17 protein-coding genes and 1 other RNA gene are annotated in these 19,740 nt (G+C 64.7%); 15 read left to right on the top strand and 3 right to left on the bottom strand.

Annotation, left to right across the window (positions count from 1 at the left end; translation table 11 throughout):
• Positions 1 to 44: 44 nt before the first annotated feature.
• From nrdR to QPK27_RS16890, 9 genes are all read left to right on the top strand, one after another.
• On the top strand, positions 45 to 512 hold the full coding sequence (gene nrdR / locus QPK27_RS16930; protein WP_290419423.1) for a transcriptional regulator NrdR: 468 nt from the start codon (positions 45 to 47) through the stop codon (positions 510 to 512).
• Between the two features lie 147 nt (positions 513 to 659).
• Positions 660 to 1,187: a type IV pilus modification protein PilV gene (pilV, locus tag QPK27_RS16925; RefSeq protein WP_290419422.1), complete on the top strand. Its 528-nt coding sequence runs from the start codon at positions 660 to 662 to the stop codon at positions 1,185 to 1,187.
• Entirely contained in the window at positions 1,184 to 2,383 is a 1,200-nt protein-coding gene (locus QPK27_RS16920; RefSeq protein WP_290419421.1) for a PilW family protein, read from the top strand. The genes pilV and QPK27_RS16920 overlap by 4 nt, the downstream gene beginning before the upstream one ends.
• Positions 2,384 to 2,410: 27 nt before the next feature.
• The gene (locus QPK27_RS16915; RefSeq protein ID WP_290419420.1) at positions 2,411 to 3,034 is read left to right on the top strand and encodes a PilX N-terminal domain-containing pilus assembly protein; all 624 of its coding nucleotides are present in this window, start codon (positions 2,411 to 2,413) and stop codon (positions 3,032 to 3,034) included.
• Positions 3,035 to 3,050: 16 nt separating this feature from the next.
• Positions 3,051 to 3,500: a type IV pilin protein gene (locus QPK27_RS16910; RefSeq protein ID WP_290419419.1), complete on the top strand. Its 450-nt coding sequence runs from the start codon at positions 3,051 to 3,053 to the stop codon at positions 3,498 to 3,500.
• A 44-nt stretch (positions 3,501 to 3,544) separates the two neighbouring features.
• Positions 3,545 to 4,102, top strand: coding sequence for a GspH/FimT family pseudopilin (locus QPK27_RS16905; protein ID WP_290419418.1), 558 nt, complete (start codon positions 3,545 to 3,547; stop codon positions 4,100 to 4,102).
• 55 nt (positions 4,103 to 4,157) lie between these two features.
• Positions 4,158 to 5,318: a bifunctional diaminohydroxyphosphoribosylaminopyrimidine deaminase/5-amino-6-(5-phosphoribosylamino)uracil reductase RibD gene (ribD, locus tag QPK27_RS16900; RefSeq protein ID WP_374047083.1), complete on the top strand. Its 1,161-nt coding sequence runs from the start codon at positions 4,158 to 4,160 to the stop codon at positions 5,316 to 5,318.
• A 47-nt stretch (positions 5,319 to 5,365) separates the two neighbouring features.
• Positions 5,366 to 5,992 carry a riboflavin synthase gene (locus QPK27_RS16895; protein WP_290419416.1) on the top strand — a complete coding sequence of 209 codons (627 nt, stop codon included), beginning with the start codon at positions 5,366 to 5,368 and terminating at the stop codon, positions 5,990 to 5,992.
• 174 nt (positions 5,993 to 6,166) lie between these two features.
• The gene (locus tag QPK27_RS16890; RefSeq protein WP_290419415.1) at positions 6,167 to 6,607 is read left to right on the top strand and encodes a hypothetical protein; all 441 of its coding nucleotides are present in this window, start codon (positions 6,167 to 6,169) and stop codon (positions 6,605 to 6,607) included.
• A gap of 101 nt (positions 6,608 to 6,708) precedes the next feature.
• On the opposite strand, the gene QPK27_RS16885 is transcribed toward QPK27_RS16890, so the two are convergent.
• Both QPK27_RS16885 and QPK27_RS16880 read right to left on the bottom strand, forming a co-directional pair.
• Positions 6,709 to 9,591 carry a pitrilysin family protein gene (locus QPK27_RS16885; protein WP_290419414.1) on the bottom strand — a complete coding sequence of 961 codons (2,883 nt, stop codon included), beginning with the start codon at positions 9,589 to 9,591 and terminating at the stop codon, positions 6,709 to 6,711.
• Positions 9,592 to 9,773: 182 nt separating this feature from the next.
• The gene (locus tag QPK27_RS16880; protein WP_290419413.1) at positions 9,774 to 12,473 is read right to left on the bottom strand and encodes an EAL domain-containing protein; all 2,700 of its coding nucleotides are present in this window, start codon (positions 12,471 to 12,473) and stop codon (positions 9,774 to 9,776) included.
• 352 nt (positions 12,474 to 12,825) lie between these two features.
• On the opposite strand from QPK27_RS16880, the gene ribBA reads away from it, so the two are divergent.
• From ribBA to QPK27_RS16860, 4 genes are all read left to right on the top strand, one after another.
• Positions 12,826 to 13,938, top strand: a complete 1,113-nt coding sequence (ribBA, locus tag QPK27_RS16875; RefSeq protein WP_290419412.1) for a bifunctional 3,4-dihydroxy-2-butanone-4-phosphate synthase/GTP cyclohydrolase II — start codon at positions 12,826 to 12,828, stop codon at positions 13,936 to 13,938.
• A 58-nt stretch (positions 13,939 to 13,996) separates the two neighbouring features.
• Positions 13,997 to 14,476 carry a 6,7-dimethyl-8-ribityllumazine synthase gene (gene ribH / locus QPK27_RS16870; RefSeq protein ID WP_290419411.1) on the top strand — a complete coding sequence of 160 codons (480 nt, stop codon included), beginning with the start codon at positions 13,997 to 13,999 and terminating at the stop codon, positions 14,474 to 14,476.
• Between the two features lie 20 nt (positions 14,477 to 14,496).
• Positions 14,497 to 14,967: a transcription antitermination factor NusB gene (gene nusB, locus QPK27_RS16865; protein ID WP_290419410.1), complete on the top strand. Its 471-nt coding sequence runs from the start codon at positions 14,497 to 14,499 to the stop codon at positions 14,965 to 14,967.
• A gap of 188 nt (positions 14,968 to 15,155) precedes the next feature.
• Positions 15,156 to 16,433 carry a hypothetical protein gene (locus QPK27_RS16860; RefSeq protein ID WP_290419409.1) on the top strand — a complete coding sequence of 426 codons (1,278 nt, stop codon included), beginning with the start codon at positions 15,156 to 15,158 and terminating at the stop codon, positions 16,431 to 16,433.
• A gap of 71 nt (positions 16,434 to 16,504) precedes the next feature.
• On the opposite strand, the gene QPK27_RS16855 is transcribed toward QPK27_RS16860, so the two are convergent.
• Positions 16,505 to 17,341 carry a transglycosylase SLT domain-containing protein gene (locus QPK27_RS16855; protein ID WP_290419408.1) on the bottom strand — a complete coding sequence of 279 codons (837 nt, stop codon included), beginning with the start codon at positions 17,339 to 17,341 and terminating at the stop codon, positions 16,505 to 16,507.
• Positions 17,342 to 17,909: 568 nt separating this feature from the next.
• Here QPK27_RS16855 and ubiD point away from each other — a divergent pair.
• Entirely contained in the window at positions 17,910 to 19,394 is a 1,485-nt protein-coding gene (gene ubiD, locus QPK27_RS16850; protein WP_290419407.1) for a 4-hydroxy-3-polyprenylbenzoate decarboxylase, read from the top strand.
• Between the two features lie 91 nt (positions 19,395 to 19,485).
• Positions 19,486 to 19,584: signal recognition particle sRNA small type (ffs, locus tag QPK27_RS16845), an RNA gene on the top strand.
• Positions 19,585 to 19,740: the final 156 nt, after the last annotated feature.

The following is a 19,740-nucleotide window of genomic DNA, read 5'->3' as shown; positions in this document are numbered from 1 at the left end:
CGGTTCGCCGGCCCCATTGTTTTTAGCTTTAACCGCCCGGCGCCATGAAATGTCCCTTCTGTCAGTGTGAAGAAACCCAGGTCCTCGATACCCGCGTATCCGAGGAAGGGGACGCCATCCGGCGCCGGCGCCGCTGCGGCAAGTGCGACAAGCGCTTCACGACCTACGAGCGGATCGAGCTGTCGATGCCGATCCTGGTCAAGAAGAACGGCAGCCGCACCGAATACGCCTCGTCCAAGCTGCGCGGCAGCCTGATGCTGGCGCTGAGGAAGCGTCCGGTGGCGGCCGAGGATATCGACCGCGCCGTGGCCTCGATCGAAGAAAAGCTGCTCACCAGCGGACGGCGCGAAGTCGATACCAACTACGTCGGCGAGCTGGTCATGGCCGAGCTCAAGCGCCTGGACAAGATCGCGTACATCCGCTTCGCCTCGGTCTACAAGAATTTCGAAGACCTGGACGAGTTCCAGGAAGCGCTGGCCGAAGTCGGGCATCAGCGCAAGCTGGGCGATTGAATCACACCTGATTGTCGGCCGCTTCGGCTCGACCATTTTCCCTTTCCGCAGTTCCCATTTCCTGCCCGCGCACGCTTGCGCTGACGCACGGACGCATGACACCTGCCTGATAACTTCACAGCTCGCTACCGTTATCGGGAGGCTTGTGTGCACAAGGTTCGACAGGATGGATTCACGCTCATCGAAGTGCTGGTGGCGCTGTTCGTGCTGGCCGTCGGCATCGTCGGCGCCGGTGCGGCGCAGCTGGCCGCGCAGCGTACGCGCCAGCATGCGGCGCTGACCTCCGAAGCGGCCCGGCTGGCGGCATCGCTGGCGGCGCGCATGCAGGCCAACGCGCAGCTCAGCACGCTGCCGGATGGCGCCAATCCCTATACTGGCTTCGATTACGACGCGCACGAAGCGGGTCCGCCTGCGGGGAGTGGCTCGTGCTACGGCGCGGGCGCATGCGATCCACTGGCGCTGGCGGCGTTCGATTTGCACGAGACGCGGCTGGCGGTGCATGGGCGCTTCCCGGGTGGACGTATCGCCGTCTGCCGCGATGGCGCGCCGTGGGACGCGGCGGGTGAGCGCTACCGGTGGGCATGCAGCGGCGATGCGAATGCGCCGGTCGCGATCAAGATCGGCTGGCATGGCAGCGGCGATGGGCCGGCGTTCGTGTCGATGGTGGCGCGATGAGGCAGCGTCCTGACCATCCAGGGGCAGGGCGCGCCAGCAGGCAGCGCGGCCTGACCGTCATCGAGCTGATGGTGGCGATGGCGCTCGGGCTGGTCGTGCTGCTGGCCACGGGTTCCCTCTTGATCTCCAGCACCCGCGCGCATGCCGCGTTGGTCGAAACGACCGAAATGGACGATAGCGGACGTTATGCGATGGACGCCCTGGCGCGTGCGGTGCGCATGGCGGCGCATGTCGACTGGGAGCTCAGTCCCGAACCCGATCCGGAGGCGCCGGCCCGCATCGTCGGATTCGACGCGGCGTCATTGTCGCGCACCGATCCCGGCGTCGACGTGCTGTTGCCGGACGTCGCCAATGGCAGCGACGTGCTGGCATTGCGCTTTTCCGGTAGCGGCAATGCGCCGGATGGCGACGGCGCGACGCTCGATTGCGCTGGATTTCCGGTCAACCGCGAGGAGGAGGGCTGGAGCATCTTCTACGTCGCGCGCAATGCACAGGGCGTGGCCGAGCTGCGCTGCAAGTACCGTGGCCACAGCAACTGGTCGTCCGATGCCGTGGCCGGCGGGGTGGACAGCTTCCAGGTGCTGTACGGACTGGATACCGACGATGACGGCACGCCGAATCGCTATCTGAATGCGCGTGAGCTGCAGGCGCTCGACGCCGGACTGCTGCTGACGGGCGCCACACCGGACGAACGCTCGGCCGAGCTGCGCAGGCGCACGCACTGGAAGCGGGTGGCGACGGTGCGGGTGGCGTTGCTGCTGCATGGACCGCGGGCCGATTCCGGGCTGGGCGGCGCCATCGTTCACGACCTGTTCGGGCCGGACTATGGCGCGGCGTTCGCGCAGGCGGACCGCGGCACGCGGCTGAGCGAAATGGCGCTGGCCGGACGTGCTCGCGAGATACGTATGCGCAAGGTGTATGAGGTCACGGTCGCGCTGCCGGTGATGTTACCGCCCGCGCCGCCTGGCGGAGCGCCGGCGCCGGACCCGGACCCGGCGGAGCCACCGGACCCGGCGCAGCCGACAGATCCGCCAGAGGCAGCGGAACCGCCTGAGGCGCAAGGTCGTCCAGCACGGTCAGGGCCAGGAGAGTCGACCATTGAGCGTCCGCGCGAAGCGCTACCGCGTGCACTCTCGCGAATGCCGCCGCAAACGTTGGCGCAGGCGTCGGCATTGTCGATCGTGGCGAAGCGCTGAGGCCTGTCCATGCGACGATTTTCCTTTATGCGACAGCGGCAACGTCAGGGCGGCGCTGCACTCCTGACGGCGCTGATCCTGATGCTGGCCGTACTAATGACCGGCATCGCATCGACCCGTAGCGCGCTGCAGAACGCCCGCGCCGCCGGGCATGAGCGTGACCGTGTGCTGGCGCTGCAGATGGCCGATGCCGCGCTGTTCGACGCCGAGCACGACATCGAAGGCGGCAGCGCTCCCGGGTCGGCACGCGCGGCGGCGTTCGCGGCCGGTCAGCCGGGTGTGTTCGAGATTGGCTGCCGTGGCGGCACGCCGTACAACGGCTTGTGCGCGCACGATCCAGGCCAGGAGCGCCACGCCGCGATCCTGGCCGAGGACGAAGGTCCGGCAGTCGTGTTCGGCACCTTTACCGGCAGCCGGATGCCGGACGGCGAGGCTGGCTTGCAGCTCGAGGCGCCGCGCTACCTGATCGAACTGATGCCGGCCGGCGGCGACGCCCACCTGTACCGGATCACGGCGCGTGGCGCCGGCGCCATGCAGCACACCTGGGCCGCGCTACAAGCCTACTACCGCAAGCCGCACGACGGCACGCCGGGCCGGCGCGTCGGCTGGCGCGAACTGGGCAACTGGAGCGAATCGTATGCATCCAACTGAGACGAGGGCGAGCGCAATGTGGCATCAAGCGGCCTTTACGCTGATCGAAGCGTTGATCGTGCTGGTGGTGCTCGGCATCCTGGCGGCCATGGTCTATCCGTCGTACGAACGGCAGATGGTGATGGCGCGCCGGGCCGAAGCCCAGCTGGCGCTGCTCGACGCGATGCAGCGCCAGGAGCAGTACCGCGCCATGCACCATTCCTACACGGCTTTCTCGGGCACATCCGCGAATGGCGGCGACAGCCGTTTCCGCTGGTGGATCGGCGCCAGTCCGGCCGCCAGCGCCTATGAGCTCGACGCCTACGCCTGTCCGGGCCAGGACATCGCGCAATGCGTGGTGGTGCGCGCGCGGCCCGGCACGGACCGGGTCAATGCGCGCTTCCGCGATCCTGAATGCGGTGCGCTGACCTTCGACAGCAATGGCGAACAGGCGGCGGACGGGCCGTCGACGAAATGCTGGCCATGATACGGCAATCTGTCCGCGCTCCGGGCAGCCAGCGGGCCTGCCTCATGGCTCGTCCGCACTGCGCCGGCATGTCGCTGACCGAACTGGTGGTCGTGCTCGGTATTGTCGCGGTCACGACGGCGACAGCGGCGCCCAATCTGCACCAGCTGGTGCGTGCCCAGCAGTTGCGCACTGCCTCGGGCGAACTGTATGGCGCGATCCAGCTGACGCGCGCGCAGGCGATCGCGCGCAACGAACGGGTCAAGCTGGCGCCCAACGATCCGGACGGCTTCGACTGGGCACGTGGCTGGACCGTGTTCGTCGACCGCAACGACGATCGGCGGCCGAACGACGGCGACACCATTCTTGCAGTGCGTCCGCCGTTGCCGGCCGGCCTGGTGGTCGGCTATTCGTTCACCAGCCCAGCGCCGCCGCAATACATCGCCTACAATGGCGCGGGACGCAGTTGCAGCGACACCAACAGCGCCGCGTCGCGGCTCGGTACGCTGTCGCTGTTTCACGGCGGCCAGATCCGCCGCATTAAAATCAATATGCTCGGCCGCGCGCGCCTGTGTAATCCGGCGCGCGAGCGCGGCTGCGACGGCCTTGAGGCGCCGTCGTGAAGGAAAGGTGAATGTGACGAAGGACAGTCGGACAGTTTCCAACGATACCGAAGGCATGGCGCTTGCCCTCGAATGGGCGGCGCGCGGCATGTTGATCACGGCGCCGAACCCGCGCGTCGGCTGCGTCATCGTGAAGGACGGCGTGGTGATCGGCGCCGGCCACACCCAGCCGGCGGGGCAGGCCCACGCCGAAATCCAGGCGCTGCGCGACGCCGCCGGGCGCGGCAACGATGTGCGCGGCGCCACCGCGTATGTCACGCTGGAGCCGTGCAGCCACCATGGTCGCACCCCGCCATGCTCGAATGCGCTGGTGCAGGCCGGCCTGGGCCGCGTGGTGGCGGCGATGGGCGACCCGAATCCGCTGGTGGCCGGACGCGGCATGGCGCAACTGGAAGCGGCCGGCATCGCCGTGCGCTCCGGCGTCCTCGCGGATGCCGCATACGAACTGAACATCGGCTTCTTCTCGCGCATGCGCCGCGGCCTGCCGTGGGTGCGCCTGAAAGTCGCGGCCAGCCTGGACGGCAAGACGGCGCTCGAGGACGGCGAAAGCCAGTGGATCACCGGCCTTGAAGCCCGCGCCGACGGCCACGCCTGGCGCGCCCGCACGCAAGTCATCCTGACCGGCATCGGCACGGTCAAGGCGGATAACCCGCAGTTGACGGTGCGCGGCATCGACACGCCATTGCCGCCGCGCCGGGTGATCGTCGACAGCCGCCTCGACATCGACCTCGACGCCCGCATCCTGCAGGGCGAGCCGTGCTGGATCGTGGCGGCCGGCGCGCCGGCGCAATCCGGTGCGGCGCAAACGGGGCAGGGCGCTGCCGCGCTCGAAGGCGCCGCCGTGCGTGAAGAGAAGGCTGCCGCGCACGAAAAGAAAGCTGCCGCGCTCCGGGCCGCGGGCCATGAGATCCTGTACCTGCCGAATGCGCGCGGCAAGGTCGACCTGCCGGCGCTGATGCGCGAACTCGGCCGGCGCGAGATCAACGAAGTGCACGTCGAAGCCGGCTCCAAGCTCAATGCGTCGCTGGTGCGCGAAGGCTGCGTCGACGAATTGCTGGTGTACCTGGCGCCCAGCCTGATCGGGCCGGGCCAGGGCATGTTTGACCTGCCGCCGCTGGCGCGCCTGGCCGAACGCCGCCAGTTGCGCTTCCATGACGTGGCGCGGGTCGGCGACGACCTGCGCATCCTGGCGCGCTTTACCGAACCTGAAAATTAAGCTGAACCCAAGCTCGAACTGAAACCACACACAAGGAATCAAGCCGTATGTTTACTGGAATCGTCGCCGCCGTCGGCAACATCACTTCCGTCACCCCGCTGGCAGGCGGCCTGGACGCCGGCGTGCGCCTGGCGATCGACGCCGGCCCGCTGCCCCTGGCCGACGTCGGCCTGGGCGACTCGATCGCCATCAACGGCGCCTGCATGACCGTGGTCGAGAAGACCGACAAGACCTTCACGGTCGACGTCTCGCGCGAAAGCCTGAACAAGACCGTCGGCCTGGAAGTGCCGGGCGAAGTCAACCTGGAAAAAGCCCTGACGCTGGCCGAGCGCCTGGGCGGACACCTGGTGTCGGGCCACGTGGATGGCCTGGGCACGGTGCACAGCTTCGAGCCGGTGGGCGAGTCACGCGAACTGATCGTCGACGCGCCGCACGAGCTGGCCAAGTTCCTGGCCTATAAGGGCTCGGTGGTGGTCAACGGCGTGTCGCTGACCGTGAACCGCGTCGAGGACATCGAGGCCGATGGCCAGAAACTGTGCCGTTTCTCGATCAACCTGATCCCGCACACGATCGAGGTCACCACGCTCAAGCACCTGCAGGCCGATTCGCGCGTCAACCTGGAAATCGACCTGATCGCGCGCTACGTCGAGCGCATGCTGTCGGCTGCGCGCTGACCACATCGGTAGGGCAGGATGGCGCTCGGCGTTGCGCCCCGCCATCCTGCCCGCGCCAGGCGCGGCTTGACGAAAATGATGGCTGCCCAGCGATAAGGTGCTAGTATTTACGATCTTGGTGGAAACTTTTCAATCGCTGTCGTTGTAATAACGAGACTGAAACGGGAGTGTTCAATGAAGATCGGTGCAGGAATAAATTACCCATATCCTAGCCAGCGTCCGCAGGTGGCGTCTGCCGAGCGTCCCGCCTCCACGTCGTTTTCCGCCGCGCTGACGGCAGCCTCGACATCCAGCGCCAGACCTGCGGACTTCACCAGCATGACGCGCCAGGACATGCGCGACTGGGTAAACACCCAGATCCGCAGCGGCGAGATGTCGCTCGACGACAGCCGGCCTTTCATGGCGATGACGATGAAGATTCCCGTGAGTGGCGCCGGCGCCGAGCTTTCGGTCGAGAACGACAGGACGCGCTACGACTTCATGCAACAGGTGCGCGACGGCATCCTGGGCGCACGTTCGCGCAATGATGAGACCACGTTGAACATGCTGGAATCGGCCATCTCGATCATGCTGCGCCAGCCGCGGCAAGCCGGGGGCGTCGATCAGCGCGCTTGAGTCGCACCGGCCCGCACCCGGCCATACCTGAAAATGCAAGAGGCCGGTTTCCCGGCCTCTTTTTCTCATATGCAGTTCGCAAGCAGCGCGCCGAGCACCGTTCAGCTTCCCGGCGCCGCTGCCGGCGTGGCCGCCGGCGCCTTGGCAACGCTGGCCGCCGCGGCCTGGCTCTCGGGATTGAGCACCACCTGCACATAGTTCCCGGTGTCGAAATAGCGCTTCGCCGCCGCCTGCACGTCCTGTGCGGTAAGCGCCTGCACCTGCTGCTCGACCTTCAGGATCGAGGCCGGATCGGTGCCCTCGGTCAGCGCCGATTGCAGGTTGGCCACCCAGTAGCCGTTCTCGCGCAGCGAGCGGCGGTGGTTCTGGATCCAGTTGCTCTTCACTTTCTCGAGTTCGGCCGCGTCCGGGCCGTGTTCCTGCAGGCGCGCGATCTCGGCGAAGGTGGCGGCGATCACCTTGTCGACGTTCTCGGGCCCGGTCGGCAGGTTGATGCCGATCACGTAGTTCCCGTACGGGATCTTGCTCAACGAACCGCTGGCGCCGCCGCCGTAGATCATCGCCATCTTCTCGCGCAGCGTTTCGATGATGCGCAGGTTGGTGACCTCGACCAGCGCCGCCAGGCGCAGCTGCTCGGCTTCGGAGAACTGCGCCGGGCCGGTGAAGTTGAGCGAGATCGTGCTCTTCGGCTCGGTGCCGCTGCGCACTTCGCGCTTGACCACGCCCGTCACCGGGCGCAGGCCGACGTCGCGGTATGCCACCGGAATGTCCGGCGTCGGCAGGCTGCCGAGGTAGGTCGCCAGCAGCGGGCGGATCGCTTTCTCGTCGAAGCTGCCGGCCAGGATGAAGGTCAGGTCCTTGGCGCTCGAAAAGCGCTGGCGGAAGATGTCGATGCTGCGGTCGAGGTCGATCTTGCCGAACTCTTCCGGCTGCAGCGTGCGCGGTGCGCGCGGGTGGCCGTTGTACAGCGCGGTCAGCACCGCGTCGCCGAAACGCCGTCCCGGCAGGGTGCTCTGGTTGCGCGCGATCTCGGCCTGCTTGTCGACGTAGGTGCGGAACAGGTCCTCGTCGCGCCGCACACCGGCGAACTTCAGCCACAGCAATTGCAGCATGGTCTCGACGTCCGAGGCGCCGGACGCGCCAGCGATCACGTCGGTGTAGGCGCCCAGGCCCACCGTCACGCCGGCGGCCTTGCCGGCCAGGACCTTGTTCAGGTCGAGCGGGCTGAAGTCCTTGGTGCCCATGCTGGCCACGATCGCATTCGAATAGCGCGCATTCAGGATGTCGCGGTCGCCGAACAGGCTCTGGCCGCCGAAGCGCGCCGCGCTCAGCACCACCTGGTCGTTGCGGAAGTCGGTCGGCTTGAGGATCACCTTGACACCGTTCGACAGCGTCAGATTGGTCAGGCCGAGCGCCTTGTCGTGGCTCTCGGCGACGATTGTGCCGGCCTGCGGCGGACGCTCCATCAGGCCCGCCGCCAGCGCCTTCTCGTCACGCGGGGCGACCGGCGTGCGCGCCGCCTCGGCCACTGCCGCCAGCAGCTGCTCGCCGCTCGGCGCATCCGGACGGCTGACGCCGGTGTACAGCACCAGCTTGCCCGAGTCGGCCGGGATGGTGCGGCGCGCGTAGGCGTTCATTTCTTCCAGCGTGATGCCGGGCACCAGTTCTTGCACGTACTTGTATTCGGTGTCGATGCCGGGAATGGCTTCGTCCTGCAGGAAGTTGCGGATGTATTCGGCGGCGTAGGTGCCCGAGTCGCTCTTGGCGCGCTCGTTCCAGGCCTGCTCGTAGCTGCGCATCAGGTTTTTCTTGGCCCGTTCCAGTTCCTGGGCGCCGAAACCGTGCTGGCGTGCGCGTTCGTTCTCCTGCACCAGGGCGGCGATCGCCGGGGCGGCGCCGCGCGGGCCGAGTGCGGCCGAGGCGTTATACGAATGGTAGCGCGGGGTCAGCTTGCCGAGCGAGCTGCTGGCGCCCAGGTAGGGCGCGTCAGGCAGCTGCGCCAGTTCGGCCAGGCGCTGGCTGAGCATGGCGCCGAACAGTCCCTGCACCAGGTCGTCGCGGTAGGCGCGTACGGTGCCGGCTTCGCGCACCGGCTGCACCGGATAGCGGATCAGCACCGCGTTGCCGCTGGCTTCCGGGTCGGTCACCACCAGCGCTTCGGTATTGGTGCGCGCGGGAATCGCGGCGTATTCGCGCGGGCGCGGATTGGCCGGGTTCTTCAGGCGCGAAAAGTGTTTCTTGACCAATTGCTCGGCGCGCGCCGGATCGACGTCGCCGACCACCACCACCGCCATCAGGTCGGGGCGGTACCAGTCGCGGTAGAAGCGGCGCAGCGTCTCCGGCTTGAAGTTGCGCAGCACGTCTTCCTGGCCGATCGGCAGCCGTTCGGCGTATCTGGACCCATTGAATATCTTCGGATAGATCTGCTTGCCCATGCGGTCCGAAGCACCTTTGCCCAGGCGCAGTTCTTCCAGCACGATGCCGCGTTCCTTGTCGATCGCCTGGGTGTCGAAGCTGACGCCATGGGCCCAGTCTTCCAGCACCTGGAACGCCTTGGTCACGTTCTGCGGCTTGTCGGTCGGGATCGGCAGGATGTACACGGTTTCGTCGAACGAGGTATACGCGTTCAGGTCGGCGCCGAAGCCGACCCCGATCGACTGCAGGTAAGAGACCAGTTCGTGCTTGCGGAAATGGGTGCTGCCATTGAAGGCCATGTGCTCGACGAAGTGGGCCAGTCCGCGCTGGTCTTCATCTTCCAGGATCGAGCCGGCCTTGACCACCAGCCGCAGTTCGAGCTTGCGCTCGGGGCGCGCATTGCGCTGGATGTAATAGGTCAGGCCATTCGGCAGCTTGCCGACCTTGACTTGCGGACCGACCGGGATCGGGGCGTCCAGCTGCAGCGCGGCGTGCGCCGGCGGCTGGATCAGCGACTGCATGCACAGCGCCGCGGCCAGGCACAGGCCGCGTACGAAATTGTTGCTCATGGGGGGAGATGTCCGTTGATATGCTCAGCAGCATTCTACCCCGTTGCCGGCCGCGCCACCGGACGCGCACGCTGACGCACTGCCGAATACGCGGGTCGTTTTGTGGTCGCTCAGGGAGGCGGGCGGTGCGCAAGGGACAGGTGTGGCGCCGACGCACTGCGACGCCGAATCCGGTGCCGAATTCAGAGGTTCACCCGCCCGCGCGCCAGCAGTTGCGCCATCTCGAACGCCGGCACCGGCCGTCCATACAGGTAGCCCTGCAGCACGTCGCAACCGAGACTGCCCAAAAAGTCGCGCTGGCCGATCGTCTCCACCCCTTCGGCCACCACCGCCAGCGACAGGCCCTGGGCCAGCGCGATGGTGGCCTGGGCAATCGCCGCGCTGCGCTGCTCGGTGGCGATATTGCGCACGAAGGTCTGGTCGATCTTGAGTTTGTCGAGCGGGAAGCGCGACAGGTAGCCGAGCGACGAGTAGCCGGTGCCGAAATCGTCCAGCGACAGCGACACGCCCATCGCGCGCAGTTCGGCCAGCTGGGCTTCGGCGGCGCTGCTGTCGCCCAGCATCACGCTTTCGGTGATCTCGACTTCGAGCCAGTGCGGCGCCAGGCCGGAATCGACCAGCGCCGCGCGCACCACGTGCGTCACGCTGCCGGCCTTGAACTGGCTGGCCGAGACGTTCACCGCCACCCGCACCGGGCCCAGCCCGGCGTTCTGCCAGGCCTTGTTCTGGAAGCAGGCCTGGCGGATCACCCATTCGCCGATCGGGTGGATCAAGCCGGTGTCCTCGGCCAGCGGGATGAAGTCGGCCGGCGACACCGGGCCGATCTCTTCGCTGTTCCAGCGCAGCAGCGCTTCCATGCCGACCAGGCGGCCGTCGATGCGCGACACCTGTGGCTGGTAGTGCAGGGCCAGTTCGTCACGCTCGATGGCGCGCCGCAGGCGGGTTTCCAGCGCCAGCCAGCGCAGCGCCTCGGCGTTCATTTCGCCCTTGAAGAAGCGGAAGCCGTTGCGCCCCGATTCCTTCATGTGGGTCAGCGCGGCGTCGGCCGCTTTCAGCAGGTCGCCGGCGGCGTCGCCGTCGCGCGGATAGATGCTGATGCCGATGCTGCCGGTCACCACCAGGTCGTGCCCGCCGACCGGATGCGGTTGCGCCACGGCGTCGATCAGGCGCTGGGCGCGATAGATGACGTCGTCGGTGTCTTCGATATCGGTCAGCAGCATTACGAATTCGTCGCCCGACAGGCGCGCCACGGTGTCGGTCGGGCCGGCCACCTCGCTGGCGCGGCGCGCCACTTCGCGCAGCACCGCGTCGCCGGCGCCGTGGCCGAGGCTATCGTTGATGCGCGACAGGCGGTCGACGTTAAATAAAAGCAATGCGAGTTGGCTGGCGTCCTGGCGCGCCGCCGCCAGCGCCTGCTGCATGCGGTCGTTGAACAGCGAGCGGTTCGGCAGCTGGGTCAGCACATCGTGGTTGGACAGGAAGTCGAGCTTGTAGTGCGCGGCCTTCAGCGCCGACAGGTCGGTCGAGACGCCGACATAGGCCGTCAGTTCGCCTTCCTCGTTGCGCACCGCGCTGATACTCATGCTGGCCGGATAGATCTCACCGTTCTTGCGACGATTCCAGATTTCGCCGCGCCACTTGCCGTCCTTCTCCAGGCATTTCCACATGCCGGCATAGAAGCAGGCGTCGTGCTGGCCGGATTTCATCATCCTGGGGTTGTGGCCCATCACCTCGGCTTCGCGATAGCCGGTGATTTCCTCGAAAGCCGGATTGACGGCGACGATGGTAGCGTCGGCGTCGGTCATGACGATGGCTTCCTGGGTGCTGTCGAATACCTGGCGCGCCAGCTGCAGGCGGTGCTCGCTGCTCTTCAAGGCCGCGTCGGCGTCGGCGCGCGCCAGCGCTTCCAGCTGCAGCTGGGCGGCGTGGCGCTGGACGACGTCGTACAGGTTCTGGTTCTCGTGCGCCACCGCCAGCTGCGCCGCCAGCGCGGTGGCCCAGCGTTCCTCTTCGTCCGAGAAGGGCGCAGCGTCCGGACCACGTCCGCAATACAGCCAGCCGTGCGGATGATGCAGGTCGTGCACCTGAAGCCCCAGCAGATAGCCGACCGGCGGATGGCCGGCGGGGAGGGTGGCGAGCAGGGCATCGTCGCCGGCGAGGCGCACCGGCGCGCGGGCGCTCAGCAGCATCGCCGGCAGGTCGTCCCCGGTCAGCGCATAATCGTTGAGCAGGGCACCGTCGACGCCCCAGGCGCTCAGGTGGCAGACGCTGCGTTCGGTGCTGTCGAGCAGGCACAGGGCGACGCAGTCGGCGTTCAGCACGCGCCGTGCGGCGTCGACAAAGGCGTCGGCCAGGGCTTCGACCCGCCGTTCGCCCACCAGCGCCAGGCACATGCGTTCCAGTTCCGACAGGCGCGCGCACAGGTCGAACGGCAGCGCACGCTCATTGTCCGCTGCGCTGTCGCCACCCGTCAGGCGGCGCCGTTCGGGCAGCACCGGCGCCGGTGCGCCGCGCGCCGCAGCCAGCTCGGCGTTGACGGCGGCCAGCACTTGGCCGGCATCGGCCGGTTTGCCCAGCACCGTGGTCACGCCGCAGCGCGCCGCCATGGCGATGGTTTCGCGTTCAGAATAGACCGCCGACATGAAAATCACGCGTGTGCCGTGCAATTGCGGATCGGCGCGCACCTGCTGGACGAATTCATAGCCGTCCATGGTCGGCATCAGGATGTCGGTGATGATCAGGTCGGGATGCTCGGCACGGCTCATGGCCAGTGCCTTGGCGCCGTCTTCGGCCTGCAGCAGGCGATGTTCGGAGTAGCCGAGCAGGGCCGCCAGATACGTGCGGTTGCTGGGACGGTCGTCGACAATCAGGATGGTAGCCATCAACACCGCCTTTTCCGGAAAGCGGAGTGCTTACAACAGATATCGAGAACTACCGGCATGGCAACTCCGAGAAATAAAGGCTTCCGCACGCTCCGGATGGGTGCGGTAACGATGCTTTTATCATAATGCACTCGGGGCTTGGCACAGTAGGATGTTGCATCGTAAAAAGCTTTTGCTTAACAATTTACGGTTTTAAAGCCATCGCGGTTGCGTAAGGGCAACAGGCGGCAGGCAAACCAGTGCATTCGGCGCGGCGCTTTTGGTCATCGGCAGCCTCCGAATGCGGTTGAAAGCCTGCAAATCCTTTAAAATAGCGGATTACGCACAACCCCTCCCGTATCAAGGAATCCGTATGTCTATTTCAAGCACCGAGGAAATCGTTGCCGAACTTCGTGCCGGCCGCATGGTCATCCTGGTCGACGAGGAAGATCGCGAGAACGAAGGCGACCTCGTGCTTGCGGCCGACTTCGTCACGCCCGAGGCGATCAACTTCATGATCCGCCATGCGCGCGGCCTGGTGTGCCTGACCCTGTCCGAGGAAATTTGCGACCGCCTGGCGCTGCCGATGATGACCTCGCGCAACGGCACCTCGTTCGGCACCAATTTCACGGTCTCGATCGAAGCGGCCGAAGGCGTCACCACCGGCATCTCGGCGGCCGACCGCGCCCGCACCATCCAGGTGGCCGTGGCCAGGGATGCGTCGCCGGACGACCTGGTGCAGCCGGGCCACATCTTCCCGCTGCGCGCCCAGAAGGGCGGCGTGCTGATGCGCGCCGGCCACACCGAAGCCGGCTGCGACCTGACCCAGATGGCAGGCCTGACCCCGGCCTCGGTGATCTGCGAGATCATCAAGGAGGACGGCACCATGGCGCGCCTGCCGGACCTGATCGAGTTCGCCAAAGAGCACAAGCTGAAGATCGGCACCATCGCCGACCTGATCCATTACCGCAGCCAGAACGAATGCCTGGTCGAGCGCGTGGCCGAGCGCCAGCTGTCGACCGAGCACGGCGAATTCAAGCTGGTCGCCTTCCGCGACGGCCCGAGCGGCGCGGCGCACCTGGCGCTGGTGCACGGCGAATTGTCGCCGGAGAAGGAAGCGCTGGTGCGCGTGCACCAGCCGGTGTCGATCCTCGACCTGCTGGAAAACCGCGCCACCACCCACTCGTGGGACATGGCGTCGGCGATGCGCACCATCCAGGCCAGCGATGCGGGCGTGATCGTGCTGCTCAACTGTGGCGAAAGCGCCGACGAGCTGTTCGCGCAGTTTGCGCCTAGCGATGCCAAGGCCGCCAAGGCGGGCGCACGCGCGGCGTCGATGGACCTGCGCACCTACGGCATCGGCGCCCAGATCCTGCGCGCGCTGGGTGTGGGCAAGATGCAGCTGCTGGCCAATCCGCGCAAGATGCCGTCGATGACCGGGTTCGACCTGGAAGTCACGGGCTACGTGCCGCGCCCGAGCGTCTGAACCGGCCCCGGGCCGGTTCGAACAATCATTTAATACACACAAGATAAAGAGGTCAGCCATGACGGTAGGAACTTTTGAAAGCAATCTGCAGGGCGAAGGCCTGCGCATCGGTATCGTGCAAGCCCGTTTCAACGCCGACGTCGGCCACGGCCTGCTGTCGTCCTGCCTGGCTGAACTGAAGCGCCTGGGCGTGGCCGACGAAGACATCCTGCACATCACCGTGCCGGGCGCGCTGGAAGTGCCGCTGGCGCTGCAGCGCATGGCCGTCACCGAGCAGTTCGACGCGCTGATCGCGCTGGGCGCGGTGATCCGCGGCGAGACTTATCACTTCGAGCTGGTCTCGAACGAGTCGGGCGCCGGCATCACCCGCATCGGCCTGGACTACGGCATGCCGATCGCCAACGCGATCCTGACCACCGAAAACGACGAGCAGGCCGAAGCCCGCATGGCAGAAAAGGGCGCCGACGCGGCGCGCGTGGCGGTCGAGATGTCGAACCTGCTGATCGCGCTCGACGAGCTGGTGCCTGAAGACGAGTAAATAGAAAAGGCAAGAACACAATGACTGACAAGACCACGCACGCCAACCCCAGCAAGAACCGCACGCCGCGCCACCGCGCGCGCGAGTTCGCGCTCCAGGGCCTGTACCAGTGGCTGCTGAACAATGAATCGGCACGCACCGTGTCGACCAACATCCGCGGCGCCCACGGTTTCGACAAGGCCGACGGCGAATTCTTCTCGGCGCTGCTGAATGGCACCATCAGCACCTCGGTCGAGCTGCGCGAGACCATCGCACCGCTGATCGACCGCGCGATCACCGAACTGTCGCCGATCGAGCACGCCGTGCTGCTGCTGGGCGCGTACGAGCTGAAGAACCACCCGGAGATTCCGTATCGCGTCGTGATCAACGAGGCGGTCGAGCTGACCAAGTCGTTTGGCGGGATCGATGGGCACAAGTACGTCAATGGCGTGCTGGACAAGCTGGCGTCGAGGATGCGGCCGGATGAAGTGTCGGCGGATGGGCGTCGCTGATCTGCTTACTGCGTCATGATGAGAAAGCCACCTTCGGGTGGCTTTTTTATTTGTGGTTTTACAACGGAGGATTGCTGCTAACGCTCCGGTCATATTAAAAAATTGACAACACTCGATGCGTGACGATAGATTGGGCTGGCTGTACATACAAAGCCGATCAATGGTCGTCCGTTCAGGGGAGAGCTAGCATGCAGCATTCCGTGGCACCGTTTCGTTTCAGAACAGCAGTCTGTCAGGGCTTCTTGATTGTCGTCTTCATGTTGCTTGCGGGGTGTTCCGGCCCGTTGGTGAAGAGTGCGATCACTTCCAATATCGTGCAGGAAGAGGCGCACAACGCGTTCCTTTTTCTGAATATCATTCGCGCTCAAGAGCGGATGCCGATGCACTTCACTCAGGTGGATACAGTGCGCGCGGGTCCGGGTGGAATTGGTATCGGGAAGCCAAGTCTCGGGTTAGAACTTCCTTTCGGTGGCGGCGCCACTAATCAATTCCAGTTCAAGCCAACATTTGAACTGTCTTCAAACATTGATTCAATCAGCCTGGTGTCTCAGGAATTCATGCGAGGTATTACCACTCCGGTTAATGAGAGACTCATGGTCTACTTCGCCAATCAAGGTTGGCCGCATGCAATGATCCTGCATCTTTTCGTAGGGGCTATCGAAGTCACGGATCGAGACGGAAGGGTAATTTATAGTGCGCATAACAGCGTCTATGATGCCAACACCTTCAACATCTTCAGGCAGGTCGTGAAGGAACTCGATCAATGCACACCCACCTTAATCGAAAAGAAGAATCACACGTTTTATAGCCGCATACTACGTGAAGCCGATTTGAAGCTGGAGGAAATGGCTGCGATGAAGGGGGCTGGTCTCGAACTTGTGGAGGTGGACACGAATGGCAACGCCACAAACGATTTGCCGGTAGTCAGGACAAAGCTCGCGCGATTTGCAACCGTATCTAAAGATTATGTCCTAGCATTTACCGAAACACAAAAGCAGCCAGCAGCAAATCCTGTCGCATGCAGTGTTGGAAATATTGAAAAAGCTGAAACTGAGTTAGATAAGTTGAGGAAAGCGTTTTATGAACAGAACAAAGCTAACTTGGCGTCAAGGTCGTTGGCACCTTCGTCCATGCACGTAAGATTCGTAATGCGTTCAACTCAGTCAATGCTCTATTTTCTAGGTGAGCTGAGTCGGAATCGAAACGCGGAAGCGTTGACGATCCCTATTCGCGGTAACAGAGAGGCTGCGTTGTTCGTAACCACTTGCTGTGACAAGCCTGCTGCAACATCCGTCTCGGTGGAATACCAAGCAAAGCACTATAGCCTTCGTCCAAGTAACTCCACCTTGGAAAATGGTGTTGAAGACCGCAGCTTGCAGACGCTGGCTTTAGTTTCACTAGTGTACGGATTGCAGAACCGAAGCGGCGAGGCGCCATCCATCCGCAACGTCCGCGTCATTCCCTGAGCAGCAGCCCACCAAGCAAAAAAGCCACCGCATAAGCGGTGGCATCCAAGGGCAACTTCAAACCTTGTGTCTTACAGCCCGGCCAGCTCCGGCGTCGAAGCGTGGGTTTCGGCCGCGGTGGCCGCCGGCGCCGGCTTGGCTTCCGGCTTGGTCGCTTGCGGCTCGGCCGGCTTGCTGGCCACCACGGTGGCCGGCGCCGGACGGGTGAAGGTCGGCACGTTCTGGCCCTTCGCCACCTGTTTCAGGCGACGGTATTCGGCCAGCACTTTCGAGCCGTAGCCCGAATCGGTTTCCAGGTCGGCGGCGCCGACGTAGGTCTTCAGGCCGCCTTCGACCGAACCGGTGCGGTTGACGTAATCCTTCAGGATCAGGGCGCCGACACGGATGTTGGCGACCGGATTCAGGGCAGCCTGCGGGCCGCCGACTTCCTCGAACTTGTCGTGATGGACCTTGGCCATGACCTGCATCAGGCCCTTGGCGCCCATCGGGCTTTCGGCGAACGGGTTCAGGCCCGATTCGATCGCCATCACCGCCAGGATCAGCAGTGGGTCGAGCTTGACCTCATGCGCCGTGATGTAGGCGGTCGAGACCAGCATGTTGGCCGCGTCGCTGGCGACGCGGTAGCGCTTCGACAGCCAGTTGGTGACCCATTGCTGCTGCTTGGCGTTGCCGAGCGTCGGATGCGGTTCGCCCGCGTGCATGACGCTGTGCGTGGTTTCCACGGCCACCGCTTCGGCGACAGGCGCCATCACTGGCGTGGCAACTGCGGGTGCGCTGGCCACGACGGCCGGCTTCGGATGCAGCATTTCGGAGACGCGCTTGGCGAAACCTTCGTTGGTGTACAGCACCGCGAGCATCGCGACTGCGGTCAGACCGAAAACGGTCAGGGTGTAACGTGCGGTGTTCATGATACCGCGTGCCGCTTTCATCACGGAAAACCACGTGATTGGCTGGCTGGCCATGGATTGCATGAGCCTTGCGCTCACGATGAAACGATGAAACATCGAATTCCCCTTTGTCGCGGCAAAAGCGGCCCCGTCGGCAGGCTCTAAGCATGTCGTTGGGTAGACTATTGCCGTGCATCAGAAATATCGTCTGTCGCCGTCACGCGGCCGACTAACGCCGTCATTGCTTTGCTTCAGCTGGCTGCCGACCGTAAGTCGGGGACCAGTAGCTCAACAACTGTCTCGGGGGAGTGGGCAGACGCCCGTTGAAAACACTCCTTAAAATGTCATGTGGGGCCCCGACCCCGTAAATGCATGAGAACAGCTAAAATCATGTCAAAAAGACTTGCCTGTCTCATCAAGTAGGACGGATTGTAGGGGCGAGCTTATATCAAGTCAACCCTAGCACGTCCGCGCCTTATTACTTTTAGTTCTGATAGGCTTGAGGTAGAACGGGAATCGCTTGACGAATCAATCACTTGGAGTTGACTTTTAACTAACCTCCAACACTAGAAGAAAAGATCAGAACTTGATGAAATATACAGATTTGCGCGATTTTTTAGCCCAGCTCGACCGCATGGGCGACCTGAAACGGATTGACATTCCGGTTTCGCCCAACCTTGAAATGACCGAAATTGCCGACCGGACGCTGCGTGCGGGCGGTCCGGCGCTGCTGTTCAAGCAGCCGACCGGCCACTCGATCCCGGTATTGGCCAACCTGTTCGGCACGCCGAAGCGGGTGGCGCTGGGCATGGGCGCCGACGACGTGAGCGAACTGCGCCGCATTGGCCACGTGCTCGCGCGCCTCAAGGAGCCGGAGCCGCCCAAGGGCGTGAAGGACATCATGGGCATGGGTTCGCTCGTGAAAGCGGTGTGGGACATGGCGCCGAAGGAAGTAAAGGGCGCGCCGTGCCAGGAAATCGTCTGGGAAGGCGCCGACGTCGACCTCGGCCGGCTGCCGATCCAGCACTGCTGGCCGGGCGACATCGCGCCCCTGATTACCTGGGGCCTGGTGATTACCAAGGGGCCGAACAAGAAGCGCCAGAACCTGGGCATCTACCGCCAGCAGGTGCTGGGGCCGAACAAGGTGATCATGCGCTGGCTGGCCCACCGCGGCGGCGCGCTCGACTTCCGTGAACACGCACTGAGCAATCCGGGCCAGCCGTATCCGATCGCGGTGGCGCTGGGCGCCGACCCGGCCACCATCCTGGGCGCGGTGACGCCGGTGCCGGACAGCCTGTCCGAATACCAGTTCGCCGGTCTGCTGCGCGGCAGCCGCACCACGCTGACCAAGGCCATCGGCAGTGAACTGCGGGTGCCCGCGTCCGCCGAGATCGTGCTGGAAGGGCATATCTATCCGGATGCGAACCACCCGTCCGGCTTCGAGCACGCGCTCGAGGGGCCGTATGGCGACCACACCGGCTATTACAATGAGCAGGACAGCTTCCCGGTGTTCACGATCGACCGCATCACCATGCGCCGCGATCCGATCTATCACTCGACCTATACCGGCAAACCGCCGGACGAGCCGGCCGTGCTGGGCGTGGCGCTGAACGAGGTCTTCATTCCGCTGCTGCAGAAGCAGTTCAGCGAAATCACCGACTTCTACCTGCCGCCCGAGGGCTGCAGCTACCGCATGGCGGTGGTGCAGATGAAAAAGCAGTACGCGGGGCACGCCAAACGCGTGATGTTCGGGGTGTGGAGCTTCCTGCGCCAGTTCATGTATACCAAGTTCATCGTGGTGGTGGACGAGGATGTCAACGTGCGCGACTGGAAAGAAGTGATCTGGGCCATCACGACCCGGGTCGATCCGACCCGCGACACGGTCATGGTGGATAACACCCCGATCGATTATCTGGACTTCGCGTCGCCGATCAGCGGGCTGGGCAGCAAGATGGGGATCGACGCCACCAACAAGTGGCCGGGCGAAACCAATCGCGAGTGGGGGACGCCGATCGTGATGGAGCCGGCGGTCAAGGCGAAGATCGATGCGATCTGGGATCAGCTGGGAATATAAGAAGGCAGGCCGCAATGCGCTCGCCGGCGGTCGGGCAGGCCGCCGGCGGCCAATTTCCCCAAACCTCACGCCGTCAGGTATAATTCACCCCGGCGGGCCCCTGCGCATTGTGGCATGGTTTACCTGGTCAGGTCGGGAACGAAGCAGCCAAAGCCGTTCACCGCAAGTGCCGCAGATCAGGCTCGCCTCTTCCTTTCGCTTCCAGCGTCGCAGTCCCAGCTCTTCCTCAGTTCTCCCGTCGTTCTCAAGTCGTACCATTCCAACAGTCTCCCGCACGATCCCGTGATCCGCGTCCGGCATCGCGACGAACCGCGTTTCAATTCCGCTGTTGCGCCCGCTTATGCGC

It is taken from the genome of Massilia sp. YIM B02443 (genome assembly GCF_030411955.1).
GTDB lineage: Bacteria > Pseudomonadota > Gammaproteobacteria > Burkholderiales > Burkholderiaceae_D > Telluria.
Note: the sequence above shows the minus strand (reverse complement) of the source record. Positions and strands in the feature narration are given on the sequence as shown.